Origin of the sequence: Bacillus sp. Root920, assembly GCF_001429445.1 — a bacterium.
GTDB classification, from domain to species: Bacteria; Bacillota; Bacilli; order Bacillales; family Bacillaceae; genus Bacillus; species Bacillus safensis.
Genome location: NZ_LMJV01000008.1, coordinates 145,655 through 166,328, shown reverse-complemented (window position 1 = coordinate 166,328; position 20,674 = coordinate 145,655). Strand labels below are relative to the sequence as shown.

Here is a 20,674-nt window from a genome sequence, read left to right as displayed (position 1 = left end):
ATAAAATGAGAAGAATGCAAAAAACAGAAAACAGATAAATGAAGGGAGGAAGTCTCATTGGCCATTGCTGCTCGTACAAAGGATAAACCTCAACATTCTGTTACCGGCTCAACGGTTTATCCCATCTTATTGATTATTGGTATTTGTCATATGCTGAACGACACATTACAAGCCGTTATTCCTGCGATGTTCCCTATTTTGGAACGCTCAATGGGGCTGACCTTTACACAATTAGGGCTGATTGCTTTTACATTAAATATGGTCTCCTCCGTGATGCAGCCAGCTATTGGGTGGTACACAGATAAACGGCCGATGCCTTATGCACTTCCGATTGCTTTATTTTCAAGTGCAGTCGGTATATTCGGACTCGCGTTTGCTCCGTCGTTTGCCACCATTCTGCTTTGCGTTGTCTTTATCGGACTCGGCTCTGCGATCTTCCATCCAGAGGGCTCCCGTGTTGCCAACATGGCAGCTGGTCCAAGACGAGGACTTGCCCAGTCCATCTATCAAGTAGGCGGGAATACAGGTCAAGCCTTTGCTCCGCTTATCGCTGCATTAATGCTCGTCCCGCTCGGTCAGACAGGCGTGGCTTGGTTTACGATTGTTGGAATGTTGGCGGTTGGTTTCCTTCTTTATATTTCAAGATGGTACGCAGGAAGGCTTCAAACCATTCGAGCCCAAGCGAAAAAAACACCTGCAAAAGCTGCTAGATCTGATATTCATCGTAAATCAGCACTCATTGCACTTGGCATTATCGTCTTTCTCATCTTCGCCCGCTCTTGGTATGGAAATGCCATTTCGAATTTCTATGCATTTTATGCGATTGAACAATACGGTTTGACGATTAAAGAATCACAGACTTATATCTTCTTATTTCTCATTCTAGGTGCAATTGGGACATTTTTAGGCGGGCCGCTTGCAGACCGCTTCGGCAAGAAAAACGTGATTTTAGTTTCCTTATTGGCATCCTTCCCGCTTGCCCTGCTGCTGCCATTTGCCGGACCGGTTTTTGCTTATGTTTTACTCGGACTGATCGGGCTCATTTTGACATCAAGCTTCTCTGTCACCGTGGTTTATGCCCAAGAACTATTTCCCGGGAAAATTGGCACAATGTCTGGTTTAACTGTTGGGCTTGCGTTTGGTATGGGTGCAATCGGATCGGTTGCCCTCGGCTCATTCATTGATGCCTTCGGCTTAACGCCTACCATGATCGGTGTTGCTTTTTTACCGATATTAGGCATCCTAGCCTTCTTACTTCCTAGCGACCAAACCATCTCCAAATGGAATGAATCATAAAAAGAAAACCGCTCAATAATGAGCGGTTTTTTCCGATTGTTGACAAAGGGATAAAATGATGTGTATTTTAGCACTTTGTCTTCTTTTCAGCGTGATAGAAAACCTTTGCAGTCTAGGAAGGACAGCTACTTTTGCGGAGCGAATATGTTATTCGTGAGCACCAGCGCACAGGAGTGACACCGAATGCGAGGGTTTGTCTACACGCTGAAACCGCTCAATAAATGAGCGGTTTTTTCATCTCTCATAAAAATGCGTGTCAGGAACATGCTTCCTTGCAATAAATCCTTGCTTAAATTCTGGAAATACCTTTTGCACCTGTTTAATCTTTTGATGAACCAAGTCGGCATACGGAATATACAAATGTTCCACAAGCTTCTGTTCTTTCATATAGTAATACCAATTAAGGTTAAAGGTATTCTCGTCAATGATCGTAAAGGCAGAAAAATGATAGAACAAGAGTGGACATTCGTCGAGATACATATCTCCTTTTACAACTGAAAGCTTGTAGTTTTCAATGTTCCAAATCGCCGCATTGGCTCCTTTAGATGCAACGATATGAACCCCTTCAAAATCATCAACCCATCTTTCCACATACCGCTGATCTCCGTACGTCTTTTTTTCTGTATCCATTTCTACAGTACAATGGGCAAGACAGTTTTCTTTCCATTGCGTGACTGCCTGTTTGGCAACATCTGTGTTACGGCAGCCTACAAACCCAGTATTAAAGCGGCCAGACAACTCATAAAAATGATAGAACCGCTTGGAATTCATATGATCCGTCAAAAATAAATGAGCGCTTGGATTTTCTGCAAAAATCGCCTCCGGATCATGATAAAAATACAAATCCGTATCCAGATGGGCAAGATAATCTGCATCTGAGGACTCAAGAATTTTGAGCAGAAAAGCAGGCTTTAATGTCCAGCAATACTCATGAAACGTTCGATCTTCTTTTGCCTTCCGCAGCGTATCATCTTCAATGTCCTCAAGCTGTTCATATTGAACATGCGGGTGAGGGAACTCCTTTAATACTTTATAAGCCAAAGGGTCTGCACATAAAACGGACAGCTTGAAGGCATGCGCGTTTTGTTCAAGCGAATGAATCAGCGCCAAAAGCTTAAAAACATGGGTATTCGACACAATGGTTGTAAAGTGATAAGACGCCATTTACAACACATCCACTTGGAACAAATCAACGCGCAACAGCTCTTTCGTCAGCCCTTGAATGGCTTCTACAAGCACCATGCAGCCATACTCCTCACGTGCAAGCTGCGCCGCTTCTGCCAGCTTTTTCAAAGGAACATGCTTGGCTGTCAACATATCTTTTTTATCCCGCTTGATGCCTACATTCCGTTCTGTGATCAAATGAAGCAGCTCTAAAAAATAGGATAACAGGTCATCAAATGCTGGATTCTCACGCAGCTGCCGAACTTCTTTCACAATATCATTTGTCACAGTGTGAGAAAACGGACCAGAGAAAGCCAAATGGACATCAATAGCGTCAATATGATTGTACTTCTCACACATATACAAAATGTTGTATTTGATGTCATCAAATGACGTTAAATTACTTGGATGCTCTTGATGCACACTCATGATATCCTCTCGCAATTCAAAGGAGAGACCAAGCTGATTCAATCGAATCCCTAAATCATAATCCTCAAATCCGTACCGAACGATATTTTCATCAAACATCCCTAGTGCCATGACATGCTTACGTTTAACAGAGGAGTTATTTGTAATAAAAAATCGCCATGGCAGCTCATAAGAACCTAAATCATAGTGGTACGTTTCCAAAATGTCTTTCAGGATATCAATAAACTCAGACTGCAAATCGAAGCTTTTCTCTAGAAATGCACCATTTTCGACTTCTTCCAATGATAAAAGAGGCGTTTTGTCCTCCATTTTCCGTTTATACAGTCCTTGCTTTTTCAACCGCTTCATATGATCCTTATCAAACGCTTTGTAAAAATAGCGATAAATCCGCTTCCAGCACACACCGCAAATGACAAGATCCTCCCTGTCAGCATGAGCCTCTGCATGCTTTTGAATAAATCTCGGTTCTGCCAGCATATCACTGTCATGAAAAATGAGCAGATCTCCCTCCGCCTCGCGAATGGCATGATTACGCCCTTTTGCAATCCCTTGATTGACAGGAATACGCACCTTTTTAAATGGGAAGTTCACCTCAATATTCTCGAGCATTTCCATCGTGCCATCCGTTGAGCCATTATCGGCAACAATGACCTCAAATGGAATATCTGTTTCCTGAAGCGTTAAGGAAAAAAGGCTTCCTTCTAAACGCTCTTTGGCATTATAGCTTGGAATAATGACGCTTACCTTTGGCTTTTCATTCATGCGTCATCCTCCTCCCGTTTGGCATAGCCGTTAAACAGCGGATCGACCTGCTCCACAGATTCAATCACATGGCGAAGCACTTGCCGATAGGCTTCTTGGAAAAACGGCAGGTCATTTCGTCCTTTTTCATGAATTTGCTGCATCTCATCCTTGCTCACAATCCGAAAGCCGCTGTAATGATAGCAAATGAGCGGGTGCCCATCCTCCAGAAGAATACGTCCATTCTCCTCCCGATAAGAATGCTGCCCATAGTTCCAATGACCAATATTCACGCCTTTTGTCTCAATATCTTCTACTTTGTCAAACAGCCTCGGCATATGATCTAGATATCCTTGATCGCCAAACTTGCCTTCTCCCGGTGCATTTTTACATTCTTTTAAGCATTCTTCTTTCCACCAGCTGAGGCATTTTCGTCCGGCTTCATCTCCTTTAAAATGCAGAAAGCCTGAGTTATAGCGTCCTAAAAGCTTCTGAAGCATCTTCACTTCCTCTGCATCAAAGCTTGGAATGACAATATCCCCTCTCGAAATTAAAACAGAAGCATTCGGCTGATGTTGAAAAATCACCTGAGGGCTCTCATAAAAGAACAAATCCGCATCAAGATAGGTCACGCTCTCTGCCTGCTCCTGTTCAAATAACCACTCAATCCAAATCGGCTTTAGGGTCCAGCAATATTCCGATGCATCCCGTTCCTCTTTTTTCTCCAGCAGCTCTGGTGTTTCGAGCTCCCGTACATGAACAAGATCCACATGCGGAAAATTCATTTGATGAAGCAAATCAAATGCAGCATCATCCATGCATAACGTCTTGATGACAGCATCATCTTCTACTTGCTTCAACGATAAGAAAAACGCAATGGCTTGATAAAGTCTTCCACTTGAAAGAACCGTACAATATATGCTGTTCATCTATTTACACCTCTATTTTTGAAAGAATTCGCGGTACCATTCAATCGTCTTCTCTAAGCCTTCATCAATGGAGTAATCAGGCTTCCAATCAAGCAGCTTTCTCGCTTTCTCTGCTGACAAATATTGATGCTTAATTTCATGTGTTCCTTGATTGAGAATACGAGGCTTCAGTTCACTTCCCATTGCCTTTAAAATCTTATCCACAAGCTCAAGCACTGTCAGCTGAATCTCGTTACTAAAGTTAAAGGCTTCTCCCGCCAGCCCTTTTTCCTCCATCTTCTCAGCTAGCAGCAAATAAGCCTTCACTGCATCTTCAATGTAGAAATAATCACGAATAAATGTCCCGTCACTTCTAATTTCCGGCGCCTTTCCTTCTAACACAAGCTGAATGGTTTGCGGAATGATTCTGTTGAAATTCAAATCTCCGCCTCCATATAAATTACCGCAGCGTGTAATACAAACCGGAAGACCATATGTGTTGTAGTACGTATGAGAAATGAGATCTGCACAGCTTTTCGAGACATCATACGGATGTTTCCCGTTTAACGGCATGTCTTCATCGTATGGCAGCTGCTCTTGATCACCGTAGGCTTTGTCACTTGATGCCACGATCACTCGTTTGATCAGCGGCTGTCTTCTGCAAGCCTCCAGTACATTCCATGTCCCTAAAATATTCGCTTCAAATGTAGAAACAGGATGTCTATTTGCGACCCCAACAATGGCTTGGGCAGCCAAATGGAAGACGGTGTCAATTTCATATTCTCCCAACGCACGTTCAATCGTCTGCATATCCTCTAATGCGCCTTGCACCACATTCATTTTTTCAAATTGACTGCCTTGATATAAATTCGATCGAGGCACCTGATCACGCACAAGTCCAGTCACGTTTGCCCCTTGATCAATCAATTCCTTGACGAGATAGCTCCCTAACAGTCCTGTACATCCAGTTACAAATACGTTCTTTCCATTCCAAAATCCGCTCATGCTGTCACCAAACCTTCCATGGTTGTTTTCCATCTGTCCACATGTCGTTGATTTCCTTCAGGTTTTTATACGTATCAATTGCTGTCCAAAATCCGTGATGTTCATAAACGGCAAGCTCTCCATCATCCGCCAGGTTTTGAAGAGGCTCCGCTTCAAACACGCATTGATCATCATCTGTCAAATAATCAAATACCTTTGGAGACAACACAAAAAATCCTCCATTGATCATCCCGATACTGTCTGTCTTCTCAGAGAAGGATTGTGCCATCCCGTTATACACCTTCAGTGTCCCGTACTGGGACTTCTTTTCAATGCCTGTGACAGTCGCAGCTGCTCCAAGATCCTGATGACGTTTCAGCAAATGAAACATATTGATATTGGCCAGTCCATCACCATACGTCATCATAAAGGTCTCATCACCAATGTAATCCTGTGCCTGCTTTAAACGTCCGCCTGTCATCGTATCTTCACCTGTATCTAAAAAGGTGATTTTCCAGTTCTCCTTTTTCCCTAAAAGCTTCATTTCTCCTGTCGCCATATCGAGCTGCATGCTGTGATGCTGCCAATCGTAGTTCAGAAAGTACTCTTTGATCTTCTCTCCTTTATATCCAAGCAATAGGATAAATTCGTCTACACCGTAATACTGATAGATTTTCATAATATGCCATAGAATAGGCCGATCTCCGATCATAGCAAGTGGTTTAGGAAGCGCTTGTGTGACCTCACTCATTCTCGTTCCCTTTCCTCCGCAGAGAATGACTGCTTTCATCTTCTCCCCTCATCTCTCTATGAAGATTTTTTGATTAAAAACCCTATCTTTATGCGGAAAATCAGTACATGTACCCCCATACTTTGTCCGACATCAGGTTTTGAATCTACTCTATTCATATGTCGAAATGAGAGAGTGTGCCACCTAGCATTTAACTATTTTTACAAATAAAAAAAGAGCGAGATTCATATTCTCGCTCTTCCAAAGTTTAAATTGTATATTTTCAGGGTAGATGGTATGATAAACATGTGCATAACCAGCACAAACAGCCTCTTTCTACAAAGAGACTACTAGATTGAATGAATTCAAGTGGCAGCTTGTTTCATTCTCAATATGAATTACGGAGGTGAATTCCCTTGGCACAAAACGTTCTTTGTGAAGTGAACTCTTGCCGTTTTTGGGCTGAAAACAGCTGTACCGCTTCTACCATTAAAATCGGTAAAAACACGATGACTGAAGTGACTCGCAATGCTGAAACTGATTGCGAAACATTTGAAACAAAATAATCTATTTTTCTCTGAGATGAAGGAACTGGCAGGTTCCTTCTTTTCTTTTACCATTCTATCAAGAATGATAATTATTATCAAGTGTTTTTCAATAAACATTTCTCGGGAAATAATGACACGATATTTCTCCATTCGTTGACGATTTTCACTCCTTTTTCTATACTCAACATATCCGAAGAAGAAAAAGTGGTGACCAATCAATGGATTTTACGATACGTTTTCTATCATTCTTTGTCGTGGAAATCGAAGGCAAAGATGAACAAGCAAATAAACGATTTAAACATTATCAAACACTAGATCAAGAGGAATTTGAACAAAGTGAGCTGAAGGACTTTTTAGACGGTGAACTGAAAAAAATCGTCAAACGAAAAGTGGACCGACACCCTAAATCTGAACAAGTACCGACCAAAATTGGCCGATTTATTGTAGAGCCTGGTCATGAGCTTGATTCAAATCCAAACTACAACCTATTTCATCAAACGAGATTTGCCGATACAAAAGAATTGTTTAATGAATGCAGTGAACAGTTTGTTCGCACATATTTAGATACAAGTGCTGTCAGAGGCGGCGTTTTTTTAGTTGCTTCTGCTGTTCCTAAAAAGTATTTCGATGATTCCTTTGTCTTTATTATGAAATGCGATTTCGAACAAAAAGTGGCTTCTATCGCTGATACATCTACCTTGATTAGAAAAGTCGAAATGGCTATTACGACAAAAAACATGAAATCGATTCAATACCCGTTTATGCCAGAAGAGGGAATGACTGAAGAAGCGGAAGTGAAAATTCACCAATCCTCACACGCTCGTTATTTTGAAGACTTTTTGAAGTTCGTCGAATACGGTGAATCCATGCCTGAAATCATGAAATCACAGGTCATGAATATGGTACAGGAACAGGTTTTTGAAACATTACAGGATGAAAGTGAAGAATTAAAGCAGTTTGAAGAGGATCTTGAAATATGGGAAGCGAGTGAAAAACGAGAAATTAGAGAAACACTCGATACAGAGCAGGTTACACAAGCAGCCTCTCATATTGTTGAACAAACTCCTGATATCACAATGAAAATGCGTCTAGGCGAGACGGAAATCAAAGGTCTTCTAGCAGACTTTGGCCACTCGATCCATATTGCAAAGCTCAACAATCGGTATGTCGTGCTCGTTGAAGCAGATCAAATCGTCTTCGAAAAAGGAAGCACACCTGTTGAGTTTCATAAACCAAATGGGTTAAAAGAGGTGGTCAGCCAGCTGACGCAAAAAGCCTATGATTCAGATGTAGAATAAGAAACCATGACTGCCTCTTGCATTCAGCGCAAGAGGCATTTTTTTGTATAAGACCTGAATTTATTATGCTGGATCAGAAGAAACATGCAGCTCCCTGCCTCTTGCCCACATGCTGACAAGCAATAAACTTATGATGAGCATCAGCCAAAAGACGCTGCTTGATCCAAAAAACTGAATCATCGTATATCCGAACAAGGGTCCTAAAGCCGCTCCCATATCTTGAACAAAGGAATAGCTTGCGAGGAAGCGGTTTTTATCGGTTTGAGCAGAGGCTTTTTGAAAGGCAAGCGTATCTGTTAATGTCGTTAAGACTGTTGACAGCAGCTGGATCAAAAGCAGCATCACAAGAAACCAGCCGCTTACTTTCAGCATGACCGCCAGAAAACTGAGACTTCCAAATGAAAGAAACATCCAGCAAAGCGTTCGTTCCTTCATCACAAGCCCATCAAACCATTTGCCCGTTTTCGGTGCGACAAATGGTTCCCACCCCCATCTGAGCGCTTGAATGATTCCACTTAAAGCCGAAGCTCCGATGACAAAGCCGAACAGAGCAAATTCTCCATGACCGATCCTTGCTTCAATGACATGGCTGAGTGTTGATGCGAATAACCCTTGGATCACAAGTGCGATCAGCATACCTGTCATTAATACTTTTACAACATCCCGTGCAAGCCACCTCTGTTTGATGACTTGATACACCTGCCCCTCTTCTCCCTTTTCAATCTCATCCAAAGAGACATAAAAAATGATTCCTAGTAATGTGAGTAAACCAAAAACAAGTGTCATGGACTGGAAGCCGATCAGGCTGGCGAATATTCCGCCAAATAACATGCCGAATAAACTGCCAAGCCGGTAAAGCCCATTATAAATGCCCGTATAATGCCCTTGAGAGCTTTCCTCCATCTCAGCAATTAATCTCATTCCACTCATACGCAATAACGTCCATGCCAGCCCCCAAGCGCAGCGGCAAATCAGCAGGAGCCAAAAACCGCTCACACCATAAAGCACTGTGGTCACGGACGCAATCAAAATAGCGATTAATACACCAGTCTTCATTGGGACAAACCGATAGAGCCACCAAACGACAGGTGTGAGCGGGATGCGGATGAATCGGTTAATGGACAGCAGCAGCCCGACCTCCCAAATAGATGATAAACCAACCTCTTTCCAATAGATCGGAAGAACAATATAAAGCATTGAATCCCCAATCAGTGCAAATGCTGTGATAAGTGATATTGACACCACTTGCTTTTGACGATGATCCATTTTCCCTTCCCCCTTCGCTATCTTTACAATAAGGGATGCCTTATAATAAATCTAATGAATGTTTTTGATTAAACCATCAAAATAATTAATAGGTGGTGTTAAAGTTGAATTTACATGCCCTTCGGATTTTTGCAAAGGTCGCAGAGACAAAAAGCGTTACACAAACAGCAGACGTGCTATCTTTGACACAGCCAGCTGTGACGGCTCAGCTTAGAAGCATTGAAAGTGAGATCGGTTTCCGTCTTTTTAAACGAAATGGCAGAGGCATTACACTTACGGAAATGGGGAAAATTCTATACCCTTATGCCCGGCAAGTGTTCGAGGCTGAAAAAGAAGTAGAATATCAGATCACGCTTTTACAAAACGGAAAAAAGGGGCGGCTCCGCATCGCTTCTACCTATGTACCACTCAACTTTTTACTGCCAGATTGGCTTGCTGCTTTTAAAACATCTTCACCACAGACAGAAATTGAATTAAAAAGCGGCAACTCCGCTCAAGTTTTAGAGAGCCTGCTTCAATATGAATCAGATGTAGCCATCGCTGTGATCGAGGATTTGCACCATGAGGAGATTCTCACTTCTCATTTAACGAATTTAAGCTATGATTTTATTGTGCCGGCAGACCATCCGTTAAACGGAAAAACCGTCCCGCTGGAGCGCCTGAGTCAGGAGCCTTTTTTGATGCGTGAAGAAGGCAGTTCCACAAGAGATAAACTCTTCTCTCTTTTTACCTCGAAAGGAATCAAAAAACCGACCGTTGATTTACAATTCAGCGGTGTTCATGAAGCGATTCAAATGATCAAAGCTGGATATGGCATCACACTTGTTCCCCGTGATGCGGTTCATGGCAGTCTCAAGCGGCAAGAAATTGGGCGCGTGTACATTGAAGGCATTGAGATCGTCAGACCGGTGGTTGTGTGCAAACGGGCGAATGATCTTGAAGAAAATAGAACCGTGGATGCCTTCCTGCAAATGAAAGGTATCGGTCCATTTACTACGCCTGCTGCCAATTAAAAAAGTGCCTGCTTCTGAAACAGGCACTTTTTTTCTCTATTCAGATGGCTGCACGATGTCAAACGGTACAGCTTTTGAGGCTTTCACCAATTGTTCTGGGGTGATGAGGATTTCATTTCCCCATTCGCCTGCCCCAACACCTAATATTTCCTCTTCTAATAACGAAGCCTCAATAATGGTGCGGAATCCTTCTGGCTGCCAGCAAAACGGCGGAATCGAACCAATTCGATAGCCCGTCACTTCAAGAACCTTTTCCGGTGAAGCCATTTTAATATTACGGGAGCCGGCCGCTTTCTTGAGTTTCCCTGACTTAATATGCTGGTCAGCGCCAACCATCACAAGCAGCTGCTCCCCTTCTCCTGTTTCAAAAATCAATGTTTTAATCATTTGTCTTTCACGAAAACCAAGAGCTGCCGCTACATTTGCTGCTCCTTTTTCTGTTTCGGCAGAAAATGTTTTGATCTCATATGGGATGCCATGTTTGTCCAAAAAGTCATGTGCCGGTAATTTTTTCAATCGATTGAACCCCTTTCCTTACAATGTCCTTCATTTAGCTTATCACAATCTTCTCATCCTTAAGATGTATTTTTCAATTAAAAACCTCTGGACACACCATCACCATGCTATACTGAACTTGTTTTTGAAAAGGAGCCGGTTTAATATGGGAAACAAGTTTTGGTGTTATACAAGCAGTAAAAGCCTTCTCATGCTGAGTGATATTTTATTTGTCATGACGATCACGTTTGTCATTTATCAAGATACACAATCTGTTGCCTATGCGGCTGTCTTTCCGCTGATTAGAACGATATGCCAGCTATTGGCTGGGCTTTTCTCTCCTGTTTTAACTGATTACTTTCAAGCTGGCCGGCTATTGAAATGGATCCCGCTTTTACGTCTTGGGATGCTCATCGTGTTTACAGCCCAATTTCATTTGTTTCAGCAGCATATGGTCTGGTTGTTTAGTGCGCTTATTTTGATTTCCCTCACAGGCGGGTTCATCAGTCCTTTAATGCAGGCCATCATGCCGATGCTTGTACCAGCAAATCAGCTTGTGAAAGCAAACAGTACAGCCTCCATTTTTCATCAAATGGTTCAAATCGCCGGTTATTCGTTCACTGGAATGCTCGTCCTATGGATCGGGCCGTTTTATTTAATGTGGATCACCTGTGTCATGATTGTGTTGTCTTATCTATTATTCATCCCTGTTTTTCCTCTTCTCAAGCAAGAAGAGACGGTTCGAAAAACAAATAAGATGAACAGCTTCAAAGATGGCTGGACGATCATTTGGAGAAATAAAACGGTGCGCACCCTGACCTTTATGGATGTTTGTGAAAATATTGCGGGTGCTGTGTGGATCGGGGCGATTACGCTTGCCTTTGTCACCCATGATTTAAAGCAAGATGAGGAATGGTGGGGGTTTATCAATGCCGCTTATTATACAGGTGCCATCATAGGCGGGCTCTTAGCTGCATGGATGAGTCAGTTTATTCAAAAACAGCTTCTCCTCTATATGGCAGCTGGTTCATTCATTTATGCAGTGCTGACCATTGTCTATTCACTGAACAGCCTGCCGTGGCTTGCTTTGGTGCTTTGTATTTTGATGGGGCCTGCCTACCAAATCCGAGATGTTTCGCAGCAAACCATTCTTCAAACGGAAACGCCAGTACATGACTTATCAAAGGTGTATTCGGCTCACTACGTCCTTTCTTCAGTATCAGTCGGTTTATCTATTTTCTTTGTTGGATTGATTGCAGATGCATACGGGGCGAGGTCTGTGTATTTGCTGGGCGGTCTGTTTGTGCTCGTTTGTTCCGGCATTGCCATCCTTGCTTTTATGAAGCAGAAAAAAGAGAGCAGCTGATGTATGCAGCGGCTCTTTTACTTTTCTTTTAACATCGCAAACATGTCACGGGCCATGGCTTCTAAAATATACACAACTGGCGTCTGTGTGGTGATATTGGCTCTGTGGACCCGTTCATCTGTGACGTAGTAGGCAATATTTAAATCTGAAATGCGCGAAATCGTGCAGTGCTGGTTATTCGTAATACTAATGATCTTGCTGCCTTCTCTTTTTAACTTCGAAATATGATCAATTGTAATACTGTTCTCTCCTGATACAGACAGCACAATGGTGACACTATTGTCTAAATACTGCATATTCATCGGAAAAAACGGATCATTGATGTAAAATGAAAATTTCTCAAGACTTGAAAAGTACCTCGCCCCATACTGCGCCAAAATGCCAGAACTGCCAGTTCCGATAAACAGCACATTTTTTGCCTCAGCAATGAGCTTCGCGGCCTCCTTAATTTTCCCCTCAAAGTCTCCCTTCAATGTTCGTTCAATAAATTCATATAGAAAGTGCTGAGTGCTTTTTAAAGAAGGTGCCTGCTCTGATTCTAAATACATTTTGAGCTTCACTTTAAACTCTGAAAAGCCTTCACAATTTACTTTTCGGCAAAAGCGAAGGACAGACGAGGTGGAAATATGTGCAGCATCTGCAAGATCTCGAATTCTCATGTACACGACCTTTTCACTGTTTTCCATGATATATCGGTATAAAGCGCTTTCTAGTTCATTAAAGCTGGAAATGACCTCACTTGAAAACATCTGACTTCCCCTTTCTCCAACTACATGTCACAATGTGTTTCTTTTATGTAACAAATCTCTAAATAGGGCACCCTTGCCTAAAGACGCTGAAGTCATTTACGCACATGATGCTCTCACGATAAGCTATAGATGTACAAACAAGAAAAAAGACTTTTCTCTATTATAACATTGCGCGTTACATTATTCGGAGGTGCAGAACATGGCAAAAGGATTAAAGGTTGTCACAATTGGCGGAGGATCAAGCTATACACCAGAGCTTGTAGAAGGATTTATTAAACGATACGATGAATTTCCGATTAGCGAGCTTTGGCTCGTTGATATTGAAGCGGGAAAAGAAAAGCTTGAGATCGTCGGAAATCTTGCAAAACGCATGGTCAAAAAAGCAGGGCTCCCAATCGAGGTTCATTTAACATTAGATCGCAGGAAAGCTCTTGTAGATGCTGATTTTGTCACAACACAATTCCGTGTCGGACTTCTTGAAGCACGTATGAAGGATGAACGCATTCCTTTAAAATATGATGTCATTGGTCAAGAAACAAATGGTCCAGGAGGTCTATTCAAAGGACTTCGCACCATTCCTGTCATTCTTGATATTGTCAAAGATATTGAAGAGCTTTGCCCGAATGCATGGCTTGTGAATTTCACAAATCCAGCTGGTATGGTCACTGAAGCCGTTCTTCGTTATTCAAACCATCGTAAAGTCGTTGGTTTATGCAACGTGCCGATCGGCATTCGCATGGGAATCGCCAAAGGGCTTGGTGTCGACGCAAGCAGAGTCGAAGTCAGCTTTGCTGGATTAAACCATATGGTCTTTGGACTCAATGTATTCTTAGATGGCAAAAGCATCATGGATCAAGTCATCGAAGACATGGCTGATCCAAACTCCAGCATGTCGATGAACAACATTCAAGCGATTCCGTGGGATGCTGATTTCTTAAAAGGGCTTGGCGTCATTCCTTGTCCGTATCACCGTTACTACTACAAAACAAGTGATATGCTGGCTGAGGAAAAGAAAGCAGCAGCAAATGAAGGAACACGTGCTGAAGTCGTTCGCGCATTAGAAAATGATTTGTTCGAGCTTTACAAAGACCCTGATCTCGACATCAAGCCGCCACAGCTTGAAAAACGAGGCGGTGCCTACTACAGTGATGCGGCTTGCAACTTGATTGCATCCATTTATAACGACAAGCATGACATTCAGCCTGTAAACACCATTAATAACGGGGCTATTAGTGACATTCCAAATGATTCTGCGGTTGAACTCAACTGCGTGATCACAAAAGACGGTCCTAAACCAATCGCTGTTGGTGAAATGCCGGTCGCTGTCAAAGGACTTATTTCTCAAATTAAATCCTTTGAACGTGTAGCTGCTGAAGCAGCCGTGACAGGCGATTACAACACAGCTCTTGTCGCAATGACCATCAACCCGCTTGTCCCATCAGATGCCATTGCAAAAAGCATCCTAGATGAAATGCTAGAAGCTCACAAAGAATATTTGCCACAGTTCTTCAATAAAGTAGAAGCATAAAAAGAAGCCGCACTTGTCGAAAGTGCGGTTTTTTTATTTGGCTGCAAACAGCCGGTCCATCTGAGGATGATCATAGTCTAATAGCCAGTGCTGTAAGCCTTCATAGACTGGGCGTAGACGCTCAGCATCTGCCGCAATGAGATCACAGCCTCGATCATCATATAAGTGAAAAATCATTTTTTTTGAGAGATTCATTAGGTAAATTTCATACCCCAGTTTTCCCTTCAAGATTTGATTCGGTGCATAGAAGTCCTCCTGGCACATCGCATGGAGAAGCGGACGCAATCGAATGTCTTGCAGCTGGCATTTGAGTGTAAATCTCTCTAATGTCAGTGAATCTTCTATTTCTGGACGTACATAAGTCAAAAGCTCGTGGCGCAATCTGTTCCTTACTTGCCGATGCACATATTTTTGATAAATCAGGAGCTTTCGCTTCGTTAATTCATGTTCATGTTCTGTATACACATCCGTTACAAACAGTATGTCGTCTTCTGGATCAAAAGCATATTTCACAATCTCTAAAGCACGATCTCCCGCTTTTTCTAATACAATCGATTCTTTTCCTAATGACCAATCTGCCACTTCAAACCGTAGCCCAATAGACCACTCATAAAAAAGAGGCGGCGTGAGGATAAGATGAGGAAAATGATTTTTTAGAAACATATTTGTTTGATCACTCATTTGCTTTCCTTTCACTCGTTTTATTTTTCATTTTACCGTTGAAACATATAGGAAAACAAATTGGAAATAAACTGTCATTTCTTATATGATAGAAAGAGATGGAGGTGTGGTCAATTGAAAACATCAAAATGGTTTTTACAAGTGTTCCTTACAGCACTGATCACCATGTGGATACAGGCTGGACTTGATCAGGCGAACGTCATTCAGATCACCAATGTATGGGTCGATGTCAGCAGCTGGATCCTGATCTTCTTTGTCATCTACGCACTTTTTGAATGGACAGCTCACATCTTAGCAAAACGGAAAACCGTTCATCGCTGAACATCTCTTTTCATAGAGATGTTTTTTCTTGAAACTCTTCTTGCACAAGTTCATGAATGACACCCATTCCTGCCTTGCTTCCAGCTGCTGCTGCGAGAACTAACTGAGCAGGACCGCCTAGATTATCCCCACACGCAAAGATACCACTGACGGTTGTACGTCCAAGGATATCTGTTTCAATCCCCGCATTCTTCGTCATTTGACAGCCAAGCTTTTCGGCAAATGGGGCTGACTGCTTGAATTCACTTGCGACAAAACCGCCTTCCCTTTTCACTGTCTCCCCATTTGCAAGCTGGAGAGAGCGCAGCTGCCCATTGTCATGATCAATCGACACAATTGGCACATCAATGACTTGAATAGAATGTGCGGTCAGAAGTGCCTTGTCCTCTTCAGCCAACACGTGCCCATTCGAAAACACGATCAAATCCTTTGTCCAATTGGAAAGAAGCTTAGCCATATGCAAGGCTCGCTGATTCTCTGCAATAAGGGCAAGTGCTTTGTCCTTTAATTCCCATCCATCACAGAAAGGACAGCTAAACAACGTTTTTCCGTACACATCATGAATTCCTTCGATCTCTGGCAGTATATCCTGAAGACCTGTTGCCAAAATGATTTTTTTCGCTTCGAATCTATCTCTCTCGTGTGTTAGTAACGTAAATCTTTCCTCTTTCTTTTGTATATCAACAATTCGACTTCGTTTGATTTTGATATTAGGGTATTTTTGAAGATCTGCCTCTCCCGCTCGTCTGATCTCAAACGGTGTCATTCCATCGTTTGTAATAAATCCATGTGATTCCTGCGTCACTCGATTTCTTGGCAGCTCATCATCAAATACAATGACTTGCTTTCTGCCTCTCCCTACAACAAGTGCTGCACTTAATCCGGCTGGCCCGCCTCCGATAATGGCACAATCTAATAACATATCAATCTCTCCTTTTCTATTCAAGATTTTAAAGACTCTTAATATCTATAATTAGTTCAAAAAAATCACATGTTGAAAAATGGATTTTTTTCTGTCTGTTCAATTTGGCTCGCAATATCAATTAACCGTTTTTGACTTAATGTCTCCTGCATTTTCGTTTCAACATCCTGCATAACTTGTTCAATCAAACAGCCATCATGAGGCATAAAGGAGTCATGCTCTAAGGAGCAGCGAAATAAATTCGTTTGTCCTTCTACAGCCTGAATGACATCTAAAAACGAAATGTCCTCCTTTCGTTTGATAAGGGTATAACCTCCCTTTGCACCAGGAGTTGATTCAATCAATCCCGCCTTCACAAGCTTTGTTAAAATTTTAGATAAATAAGTTGATGAAAGGTCTTGCATCTTAGCAAGAGGCTCAACGCCAATCGCTTTACCCTTTGGCGCAAGAGTTAAAAACACCATCGTATGCAGCGCATAGTTGGTTGCTTTAGAATATTTCATGAGGAAACTCCTTTCTATCTATTATAGACCTTTTATATCTGTAATTGATCATAGATGATTCAAGAGAAAAAAGCAAGAGTTGTGAATCTGCTCCACTTTTCATTCCACATTTCACATTTCCTTCCGATAATAGAAGTAAGCACGAAAGAAAGTTTTGATTGAGAACGAGAAGGAGTGAAGAAAAATGTCAGATCAACAGCACAATGCAGCACACGAAGAAGAAGAGGAATTTAACGTATACGACATGCTTCCGCCCGCAGGTACAATTATCGGAGAAGCAACAGAAGAAGAAATGGATGCCGCAGCAGCACTTGAAGTGAGACATGTCGCGTTCATGCGCCTTCAAGATATGTTCATTCAATTTGATGGCTCGTCTTACAAAGACTTATTAAAAGACTTTCAAGAATTCGAAATGGATTCCACAAAATTCTGGAGAGCCATTGCTAGACGTCTTCAAATTCCGTACGAATGGCCAATCCGAATCGACCACGCAAACGGCCCTATTTATATTGGTGAAACAGAGGATAGCCGTGAGGTTGAGGAGAGCGCAGAGTAAGGAATGGCGGCCCCCTTTTGGTAAGGAGGCATTTTACAATACATCAGTTGAAAAAACAAATAAGCAATATGAGCGCTGTCACGCCCATATTGCTTATTCTCGTGTTAAGTTAACTCTGGCCAAAATGCTTGATTTGCCACAATTAAGTCGTCTAAAATATCTTTTGCTACTTTAGCACTCGGCACCGTTTTCGATAATGTGATAGCCTGCCATAGTTTTTGATACGACCCTTCTTCAAATGCTTCTACTACTAGTTTTTCTACGCCAACTTGCTGCTCCATGAGACTTTTTTGGAATCTTGGAATCTCTCCAACTACTAATTTTTCTGGACCATTGCTGCCAACAATACAAGGAATTTCGACCATGGCTGTTGGATCAAAGTTCCTAATAGCGCCATTGTTCTCTACGATCATCAGCATCCGTTCCTTTTTATTAAAAGCAATGGCTCGTGCCAAATCAACGATATAGGAAGCGTGCTCATCAATGGTCAGCTTTGTTTCCTTTGCAGTTCCTTTATCAATGATGGCCTGACATTCACTAAAAACAAAAGCTTCCCGCCCCTCCATCACTTCATTGGCACGCGTGAACTCGATATTTGAATGTGCCACTTCTTCATCTGGAAATAGATAGTATTTTAAATACGTATTCGGTACCGTTTTTGGATCAAGCGCTTGAATATCTTTGGCCTTTTTTAATGTGCTGTTCCAGCTCTTCTGCTGTTCTAGCTCAGATGTTCCATCTGTTGCATAACCATGCTGGCTTACATGCTTAATTACCTCAGGCATTAAGCTATTTCCTGCATTATCTCGAATATCTGTCCACCAGCCAAAATGATTCAAACCATAGTAATCGACTTCTAGTTCTTTCCGCGAAGATAAGCCTAAATTTTTTGCAATTAATTCTTCAATGCCAATTGGCATATCGCATATGTTTAAAATTTTGGCATTCGGTCTTAGCTTACGTGTTGCCTCTGCGACTATCGCTGCAGGGTTCGAATAGTTTAACATCCAAGCTTCAGGTGAGTATTTTTCCATATAATCGACAAGTTCTAATACACCTGGAATGGACCGCATTCCGTAAGCTATTCCGCCTGGGCCGCATGTTTCCTGTCCGACGACTCCATGCTTCAATGGAATTTTTTCATCTAATTCTCGCATTGCATATTTGCCGACACGAATATGTGCCATCACAAAATCGACTTGAGTAAAGGCTTCTTCTGGATCCGTGCTTGCCAGTAATCGCACTTCTGGTGCTCGTTCTTTTAACATAATCTCACATGCATCTGCAATCGTCTTTTGTCTAGCTTCATCATTATCATAGAGTTTAATTGTATGAATTGGGAACTCATCTAGATAGTCTAACAGCATCAAAATGATCCCCGGTGTAAATGTACTTCCGCCTCCAGCGATGGTAATATTAAATTTTTTCATCATATCCAGCTCCTTTTTTAATCTAATGAAAGTTTTGTCTCAAAGGACTCTCTTACTTGCGGTACACTTAAGCCAACAATGATTTGAATGCTTTGACCACTCTTCGCCATGCCGTGGGCCAGTTTATTCTTTGTAAAGTAGTCCCTATCTTTCACCAAGCTAGGGTCAATCACTGTAATACGCAGACGCGTGGCACAGTTTGTCACATCTTTAATGTTTTCTTTACCGCCAAGGCCTTCTAAGAAATACACGGCTTTCTCTTCATACTCAGACGCATAAACGGGCGCTTCTTTTTGCTCATGACCTTTTTTATGAGCATTCTCATAATCTTGTTTTGTATATAGCCTCGTCTCCTCCTCATGTTTTCGTCCTGGTAATGGAATATCGAATTTCACAATCATCCATCTAAATATGACAAAATACACTGCTGTAAAAAGAAGTCCAATCATCGCTTGAATCAGATAAGTCCCTCCATGATTTGAAGAGAGCGGAATCCAGTTCAATGCAGCTATTTCAATAAGCCCGGAACCCATCATTCCGACAACACCAAACATATTCATGATTGTCACCATGGTCGCACCAAGAAGTGCATGTATCACAAATAAATAAGGCGCGAGGAATAGAAATGTAAATTCAAGCGGTTCTGTAATTCCGGCAAATACCGCTGTTAATGTGGCGGGTAATACCAATGCCAAAACCTTTTTTCTGTTTTCTTTCGGTGTTGAAAAATACATGGCTAAAGCTATCCCTAAACAGCCAAACATCTTAATATTCCCATGCAATAAAAATCCGTATGGATAAAGATCCTTCAAATCGGAAGTGGAGGACGCAAATTCATTTAAGTGAGCAATCCAATATGGTTTTAACCCCCCATTTACAGCCGCTGGACCAAACTCAAAAGGTGTATAAATAAAATGGTGAAGTCCTGTTGGAATTAACACCCTTTCCAAGAAATGAAACAGCCAGACACCAATATAACCAGACTGTGCCATGAACCCTTGGAGAGATTGAATCCCCTGCTGAACATAGGGCCATACAAAAGCAACGATAAAAGCAATAGGAATCATCACAAAGAATCCGATGATGACAACAAATACAAGCCCCTGGAAAATCCCAAGCATTTCAGGCAGCTTTTGATCATAAAAACGATTATGGATCCAAATGACGATTCCAGATATCATCACCGCACCAATGATACTTGTATCCAGCGTAGGTATACCCGCAATTTCTTTTACACCCGCTACGTTCTCGACACCTTGCGATAAATCAACGCCAAAAGTAGACGGCCAAAGTGTCAAAATAGCATGAATATAATTGTTAAATACAAGATAAATCATCAAAGCTGCGAGCGTCGCACGTGCTTGCGCTTTTTTTGCAAGTGAGATGGGCAATCCAATCACAAAGGCTAATTCCATATGATTGAAAATCGTCCATCCCCCGCTTTCAATCAGTGACCAAACCTTGTACCACATCGTACCTTCTCCAGCCATTTCTCCCATAATCGCTGGATTCTTACATAAAGTCGCGAGGCCGACAACAATACCAAAAAACGCGAATAAAAGTACAGGAACTACCATAGCACTGCCAAACCGCTTGATTGCATTCATAAGCATAACCCCTTTGCTTGATCCATAACATCACTGTAAAGGTAGCGCTTACAAAAACCAATAGGTTTGACGTATTTAGAAATCAAGTTGTAACATTAGATTATATTTTCACAGGAAGAAAATATTTTCATGTTGGAGG

21 protein-coding genes are annotated in these 20,674 nt (G+C 41.9%); 8 read left to right on the top strand and 13 right to left on the bottom strand.

The window, feature by feature from the left end:
• The first annotated feature begins 57 nt into the window (after positions 1-57).
• Positions 58-1,296, top strand: coding sequence for an MFS transporter (locus ASE42_RS14495; RefSeq protein WP_056767620.1), 1,239 nt, complete (start codon positions 58-60; stop codon positions 1,294-1,296).
• A 234-nt stretch (positions 1,297-1,530) separates the two neighbouring features.
• On the opposite strand, the gene ASE42_RS14490 is transcribed toward ASE42_RS14495, so the two are convergent.
• From ASE42_RS14490 to rfbF, 5 genes are read right to left on the bottom strand one after another with little or no spacing between them, the layout of a single operon-like run.
• Positions 1,531-2,460: a putative nucleotide-diphospho-sugar transferase gene (locus tag ASE42_RS14490; protein ID WP_056767618.1), complete on the bottom strand. Its 930-nt coding sequence runs from the start codon at positions 2,458-2,460 to the stop codon at positions 1,531-1,533.
• On the bottom strand, positions 2,461-3,651 hold the full coding sequence (locus ASE42_RS14485) for a glycosyltransferase family 2 protein (protein WP_056767615.1): 1,191 nt from the start codon (positions 3,649-3,651) through the stop codon (positions 2,461-2,463).
• Positions 3,648-4,559, bottom strand: coding sequence for a putative nucleotide-diphospho-sugar transferase (locus ASE42_RS14480; protein ID WP_024426658.1), 912 nt, complete (start codon positions 4,557-4,559; stop codon positions 3,648-3,650). The genes ASE42_RS14485 and ASE42_RS14480 overlap by 4 nt, the downstream gene beginning before the upstream one ends.
• A gap of 12 nt (positions 4,560-4,571) precedes the next feature.
• Entirely contained in the window at positions 4,572-5,543 is a 972-nt protein-coding gene (locus tag ASE42_RS14475; RefSeq protein WP_025092661.1) for a GDP-mannose 4,6-dehydratase, read from the bottom strand.
• A gap of 4 nt (positions 5,544-5,547) precedes the next feature.
• Positions 5,548-6,312 carry a glucose-1-phosphate cytidylyltransferase gene (rfbF, locus tag ASE42_RS14470; protein WP_024424573.1) on the bottom strand — a complete coding sequence of 255 codons (765 nt, stop codon included), beginning with the start codon at positions 6,310-6,312 and terminating at the stop codon, positions 5,548-5,550.
• Between the two features lie 356 nt (positions 6,313-6,668).
• Here rfbF and ASE42_RS18760 point away from each other — a divergent pair, with 356 nt between their 5' ends.
• Both ASE42_RS18760 and ASE42_RS14465 read left to right on the top strand, forming a co-directional pair.
• Positions 6,669-6,818, top strand: coding sequence for a DUF1540 domain-containing protein (locus ASE42_RS18760; RefSeq protein ID WP_073204211.1), 150 nt, complete (start codon positions 6,669-6,671; stop codon positions 6,816-6,818).
• Between the two features lie 200 nt (positions 6,819-7,018).
• Positions 7,019-8,098 carry a DUF3900 domain-containing protein gene (locus ASE42_RS14465; RefSeq protein ID WP_039177040.1) on the top strand — a complete coding sequence of 360 codons (1,080 nt, stop codon included), beginning with the start codon at positions 7,019-7,021 and terminating at the stop codon, positions 8,096-8,098.
• 63 nt (positions 8,099-8,161) lie between these two features.
• Here ASE42_RS14465 and ASE42_RS14460 read toward each other — a convergent pair whose 3' ends face one another.
• Complete coding sequence (locus tag ASE42_RS14460) at positions 8,162-9,364, bottom strand: MFS transporter (RefSeq protein WP_056767612.1); 1,203 nt, start codon at positions 9,362-9,364, stop codon at positions 8,162-8,164.
• A gap of 104 nt (positions 9,365-9,468) precedes the next feature.
• On the opposite strand from ASE42_RS14460, the gene ASE42_RS14455 reads away from it, so the two are divergent.
• Positions 9,469-10,377 carry a LysR family transcriptional regulator gene (locus ASE42_RS14455; protein ID WP_024424569.1) on the top strand — a complete coding sequence of 303 codons (909 nt, stop codon included), beginning with the start codon at positions 9,469-9,471 and terminating at the stop codon, positions 10,375-10,377.
• Positions 10,378-10,413: 36 nt separating this feature from the next.
• Here ASE42_RS14455 and ASE42_RS14450 read toward each other — a convergent pair whose 3' ends face one another.
• Positions 10,414-10,893 (bottom strand): aminoacyl-tRNA deacylase, encoded by a 480-nt coding sequence (locus ASE42_RS14450; protein WP_056767610.1) that lies wholly within the window; start codon positions 10,891-10,893, stop codon positions 10,414-10,416.
• A gap of 145 nt (positions 10,894-11,038) precedes the next feature.
• Here ASE42_RS14450 and ASE42_RS14445 point away from each other — a divergent pair, with 145 nt between their 5' ends.
• A complete protein-coding gene (locus ASE42_RS14445; protein WP_056767607.1) occupies positions 11,039-12,238 on the top strand; it encodes an MFS transporter in 1,200 nt (399 codons plus the stop codon).
• Positions 12,239-12,255: 17 nt separating this feature from the next.
• Here ASE42_RS14445 and ASE42_RS14440 read toward each other — a convergent pair whose 3' ends face one another.
• The gene (locus tag ASE42_RS14440) at positions 12,256-12,987 is read right to left on the bottom strand and encodes a MurR/RpiR family transcriptional regulator (RefSeq protein ID WP_056767604.1); all 732 of its coding nucleotides are present in this window, start codon (positions 12,985-12,987) and stop codon (positions 12,256-12,258) included.
• A 199-nt stretch (positions 12,988-13,186) separates the two neighbouring features.
• Here ASE42_RS14440 and ASE42_RS14435 point away from each other — a divergent pair, with 199 nt between their 5' ends.
• Positions 13,187-14,515 (top strand): 6-phospho-beta-glucosidase, encoded by a 1,329-nt coding sequence (locus ASE42_RS14435; RefSeq protein WP_024424565.1) that lies wholly within the window; start codon positions 13,187-13,189, stop codon positions 14,513-14,515.
• Positions 14,516-14,548: 33 nt separating this feature from the next.
• Here the strand turns inward: ASE42_RS14435 and ASE42_RS14430 are convergent, their stop codons facing one another.
• Positions 14,549-15,196: a DUF3885 domain-containing protein gene (locus ASE42_RS14430; RefSeq protein ID WP_056767602.1), complete on the bottom strand. Its 648-nt coding sequence runs from the start codon at positions 15,194-15,196 to the stop codon at positions 14,549-14,551.
• A 114-nt stretch (positions 15,197-15,310) separates the two neighbouring features.
• On the opposite strand from ASE42_RS14430, the gene ASE42_RS14425 reads away from it, so the two are divergent.
• Positions 15,311-15,517 (top strand): hypothetical protein, encoded by a 207-nt coding sequence (locus ASE42_RS14425; protein WP_056767599.1) that lies wholly within the window; start codon positions 15,311-15,313, stop codon positions 15,515-15,517.
• Between the two features lie 10 nt (positions 15,518-15,527).
• On the opposite strand, the gene ASE42_RS14420 is transcribed toward ASE42_RS14425, so the two are convergent.
• Together ASE42_RS14420 and ASE42_RS14415 are read right to left on the bottom strand one after the other, a co-directional pair.
• A complete protein-coding gene (locus ASE42_RS14420) occupies positions 15,528-16,439 on the bottom strand; it encodes an NAD(P)/FAD-dependent oxidoreductase (protein ID WP_056767596.1) in 912 nt (303 codons plus the stop codon).
• 65 nt (positions 16,440-16,504) lie between these two features.
• The gene (locus ASE42_RS14415) at positions 16,505-16,942 is read right to left on the bottom strand and encodes an Rrf2 family transcriptional regulator (protein ID WP_056767593.1); all 438 of its coding nucleotides are present in this window, start codon (positions 16,940-16,942) and stop codon (positions 16,505-16,507) included.
• Between the two features lie 184 nt (positions 16,943-17,126).
• Here ASE42_RS14415 and ASE42_RS14410 point away from each other — a divergent pair, with 184 nt between their 5' ends.
• Entirely contained in the window at positions 17,127-17,498 is a 372-nt protein-coding gene (locus ASE42_RS14410) for a hypothetical protein (protein WP_024426669.1), read from the top strand.
• Between the two features lie 104 nt (positions 17,499-17,602).
• Here ASE42_RS14410 and ASE42_RS14405 read toward each other — a convergent pair whose 3' ends face one another.
• Together ASE42_RS14405 and ASE42_RS14400 are read right to left on the bottom strand one after the other, a co-directional pair.
• The gene (locus ASE42_RS14405; RefSeq protein ID WP_056767591.1) at positions 17,603-18,928 is read right to left on the bottom strand and encodes a 6-phospho-alpha-glucosidase; all 1,326 of its coding nucleotides are present in this window, start codon (positions 18,926-18,928) and stop codon (positions 17,603-17,605) included.
• 17 nt (positions 18,929-18,945) lie between these two features.
• The gene (locus ASE42_RS14400) at positions 18,946-20,535 is read right to left on the bottom strand and encodes an alpha-glucoside-specific PTS transporter subunit IIBC (protein ID WP_024424558.1); all 1,590 of its coding nucleotides are present in this window, start codon (positions 20,533-20,535) and stop codon (positions 18,946-18,948) included.
• Between the last annotated feature and the right edge of the window lie 139 nt (positions 20,536-20,674).

Bases quoted from the DNA above. Each gene is read 5' to 3' on its own strand.
- ASE42_RS14440 (WP_056767604.1), bottom strand. From the start codon at position 12,987: ATGTTTTCAAGTGAGGTCATTTCCAGCTTTAATGAACTAGAAAGCGCT.
- ASE42_RS14475 (WP_025092661.1), bottom strand. From the start codon at position 5,543: ATGAGCGGATTTTGGAATGGAAAGAACGTATTTGTAACTGGATGTACA.
- ASE42_RS14465 (WP_039177040.1), top strand. From the start codon at position 7,019: ATGGATTTTACGATACGTTTTCTATCATTCTTTGTCGTGGAAATCGAA.
- ASE42_RS14420 (WP_056767596.1), bottom strand. From the start codon at position 16,439: ATGTTATTAGATTGTGCCATTATCGGAGGCGGGCCAGCCGGATTAAGT.
- ASE42_RS14415 (WP_056767593.1), bottom strand. From the start codon at position 16,942: ATGAAATATTCTAAAGCAACCAACTATGCGCTGCATACGATGGTGTTT.
- ASE42_RS14430 (WP_056767602.1), bottom strand. From the start codon at position 15,196: ATGAGTGATCAAACAAATATGTTTCTAAAAAATCATTTTCCTCATCTT.
- ASE42_RS14400 (WP_024424558.1), bottom strand. From the start codon at position 20,535: ATGAATGCAATCAAGCGGTTTGGCAGTGCTATGGTAGTTCCTGTACTT.
- ASE42_RS14445 (WP_056767607.1), top strand. From the start codon at position 11,039: ATGGGAAACAAGTTTTGGTGTTATACAAGCAGTAAAAGCCTTCTCATG.
- ASE42_RS14410 (WP_024426669.1), top strand. From the start codon at position 17,127: ATGTCAGATCAACAGCACAATGCAGCACACGAAGAAGAAGAGGAATTT.
- ASE42_RS14485 (WP_056767615.1), bottom strand. From the start codon at position 3,651: ATGAATGAAAAGCCAAAGGTAAGCGTCATTATTCCAAGCTATAATGCC.
- rfbF (WP_024424573.1), bottom strand. From the start codon at position 6,312: ATGAAAGCAGTCATTCTCTGCGGAGGAAAGGGAACGAGAATGAGTGAG.
- ASE42_RS14480 (WP_024426658.1), bottom strand. From the start codon at position 4,559: ATGAACAGCATATATTGTACGGTTCTTTCAAGTGGAAGACTTTATCAA.
- ASE42_RS14435 (WP_024424565.1), top strand. From the start codon at position 13,187: ATGGCAAAAGGATTAAAGGTTGTCACAATTGGCGGAGGATCAAGCTAT.
- ASE42_RS14490 (WP_056767618.1), bottom strand. From the start codon at position 2,460: ATGGCGTCTTATCACTTTACAACCATTGTGTCGAATACCCATGTTTTT.
- ASE42_RS14460 (WP_056767612.1), bottom strand. From the start codon at position 9,364: ATGGATCATCGTCAAAAGCAAGTGGTGTCAATATCACTTATCACAGCA.
- ASE42_RS14405 (WP_056767591.1), bottom strand. From the start codon at position 18,928: ATGAAAAAATTTAATATTACCATCGCTGGAGGCGGAAGTACATTTACA.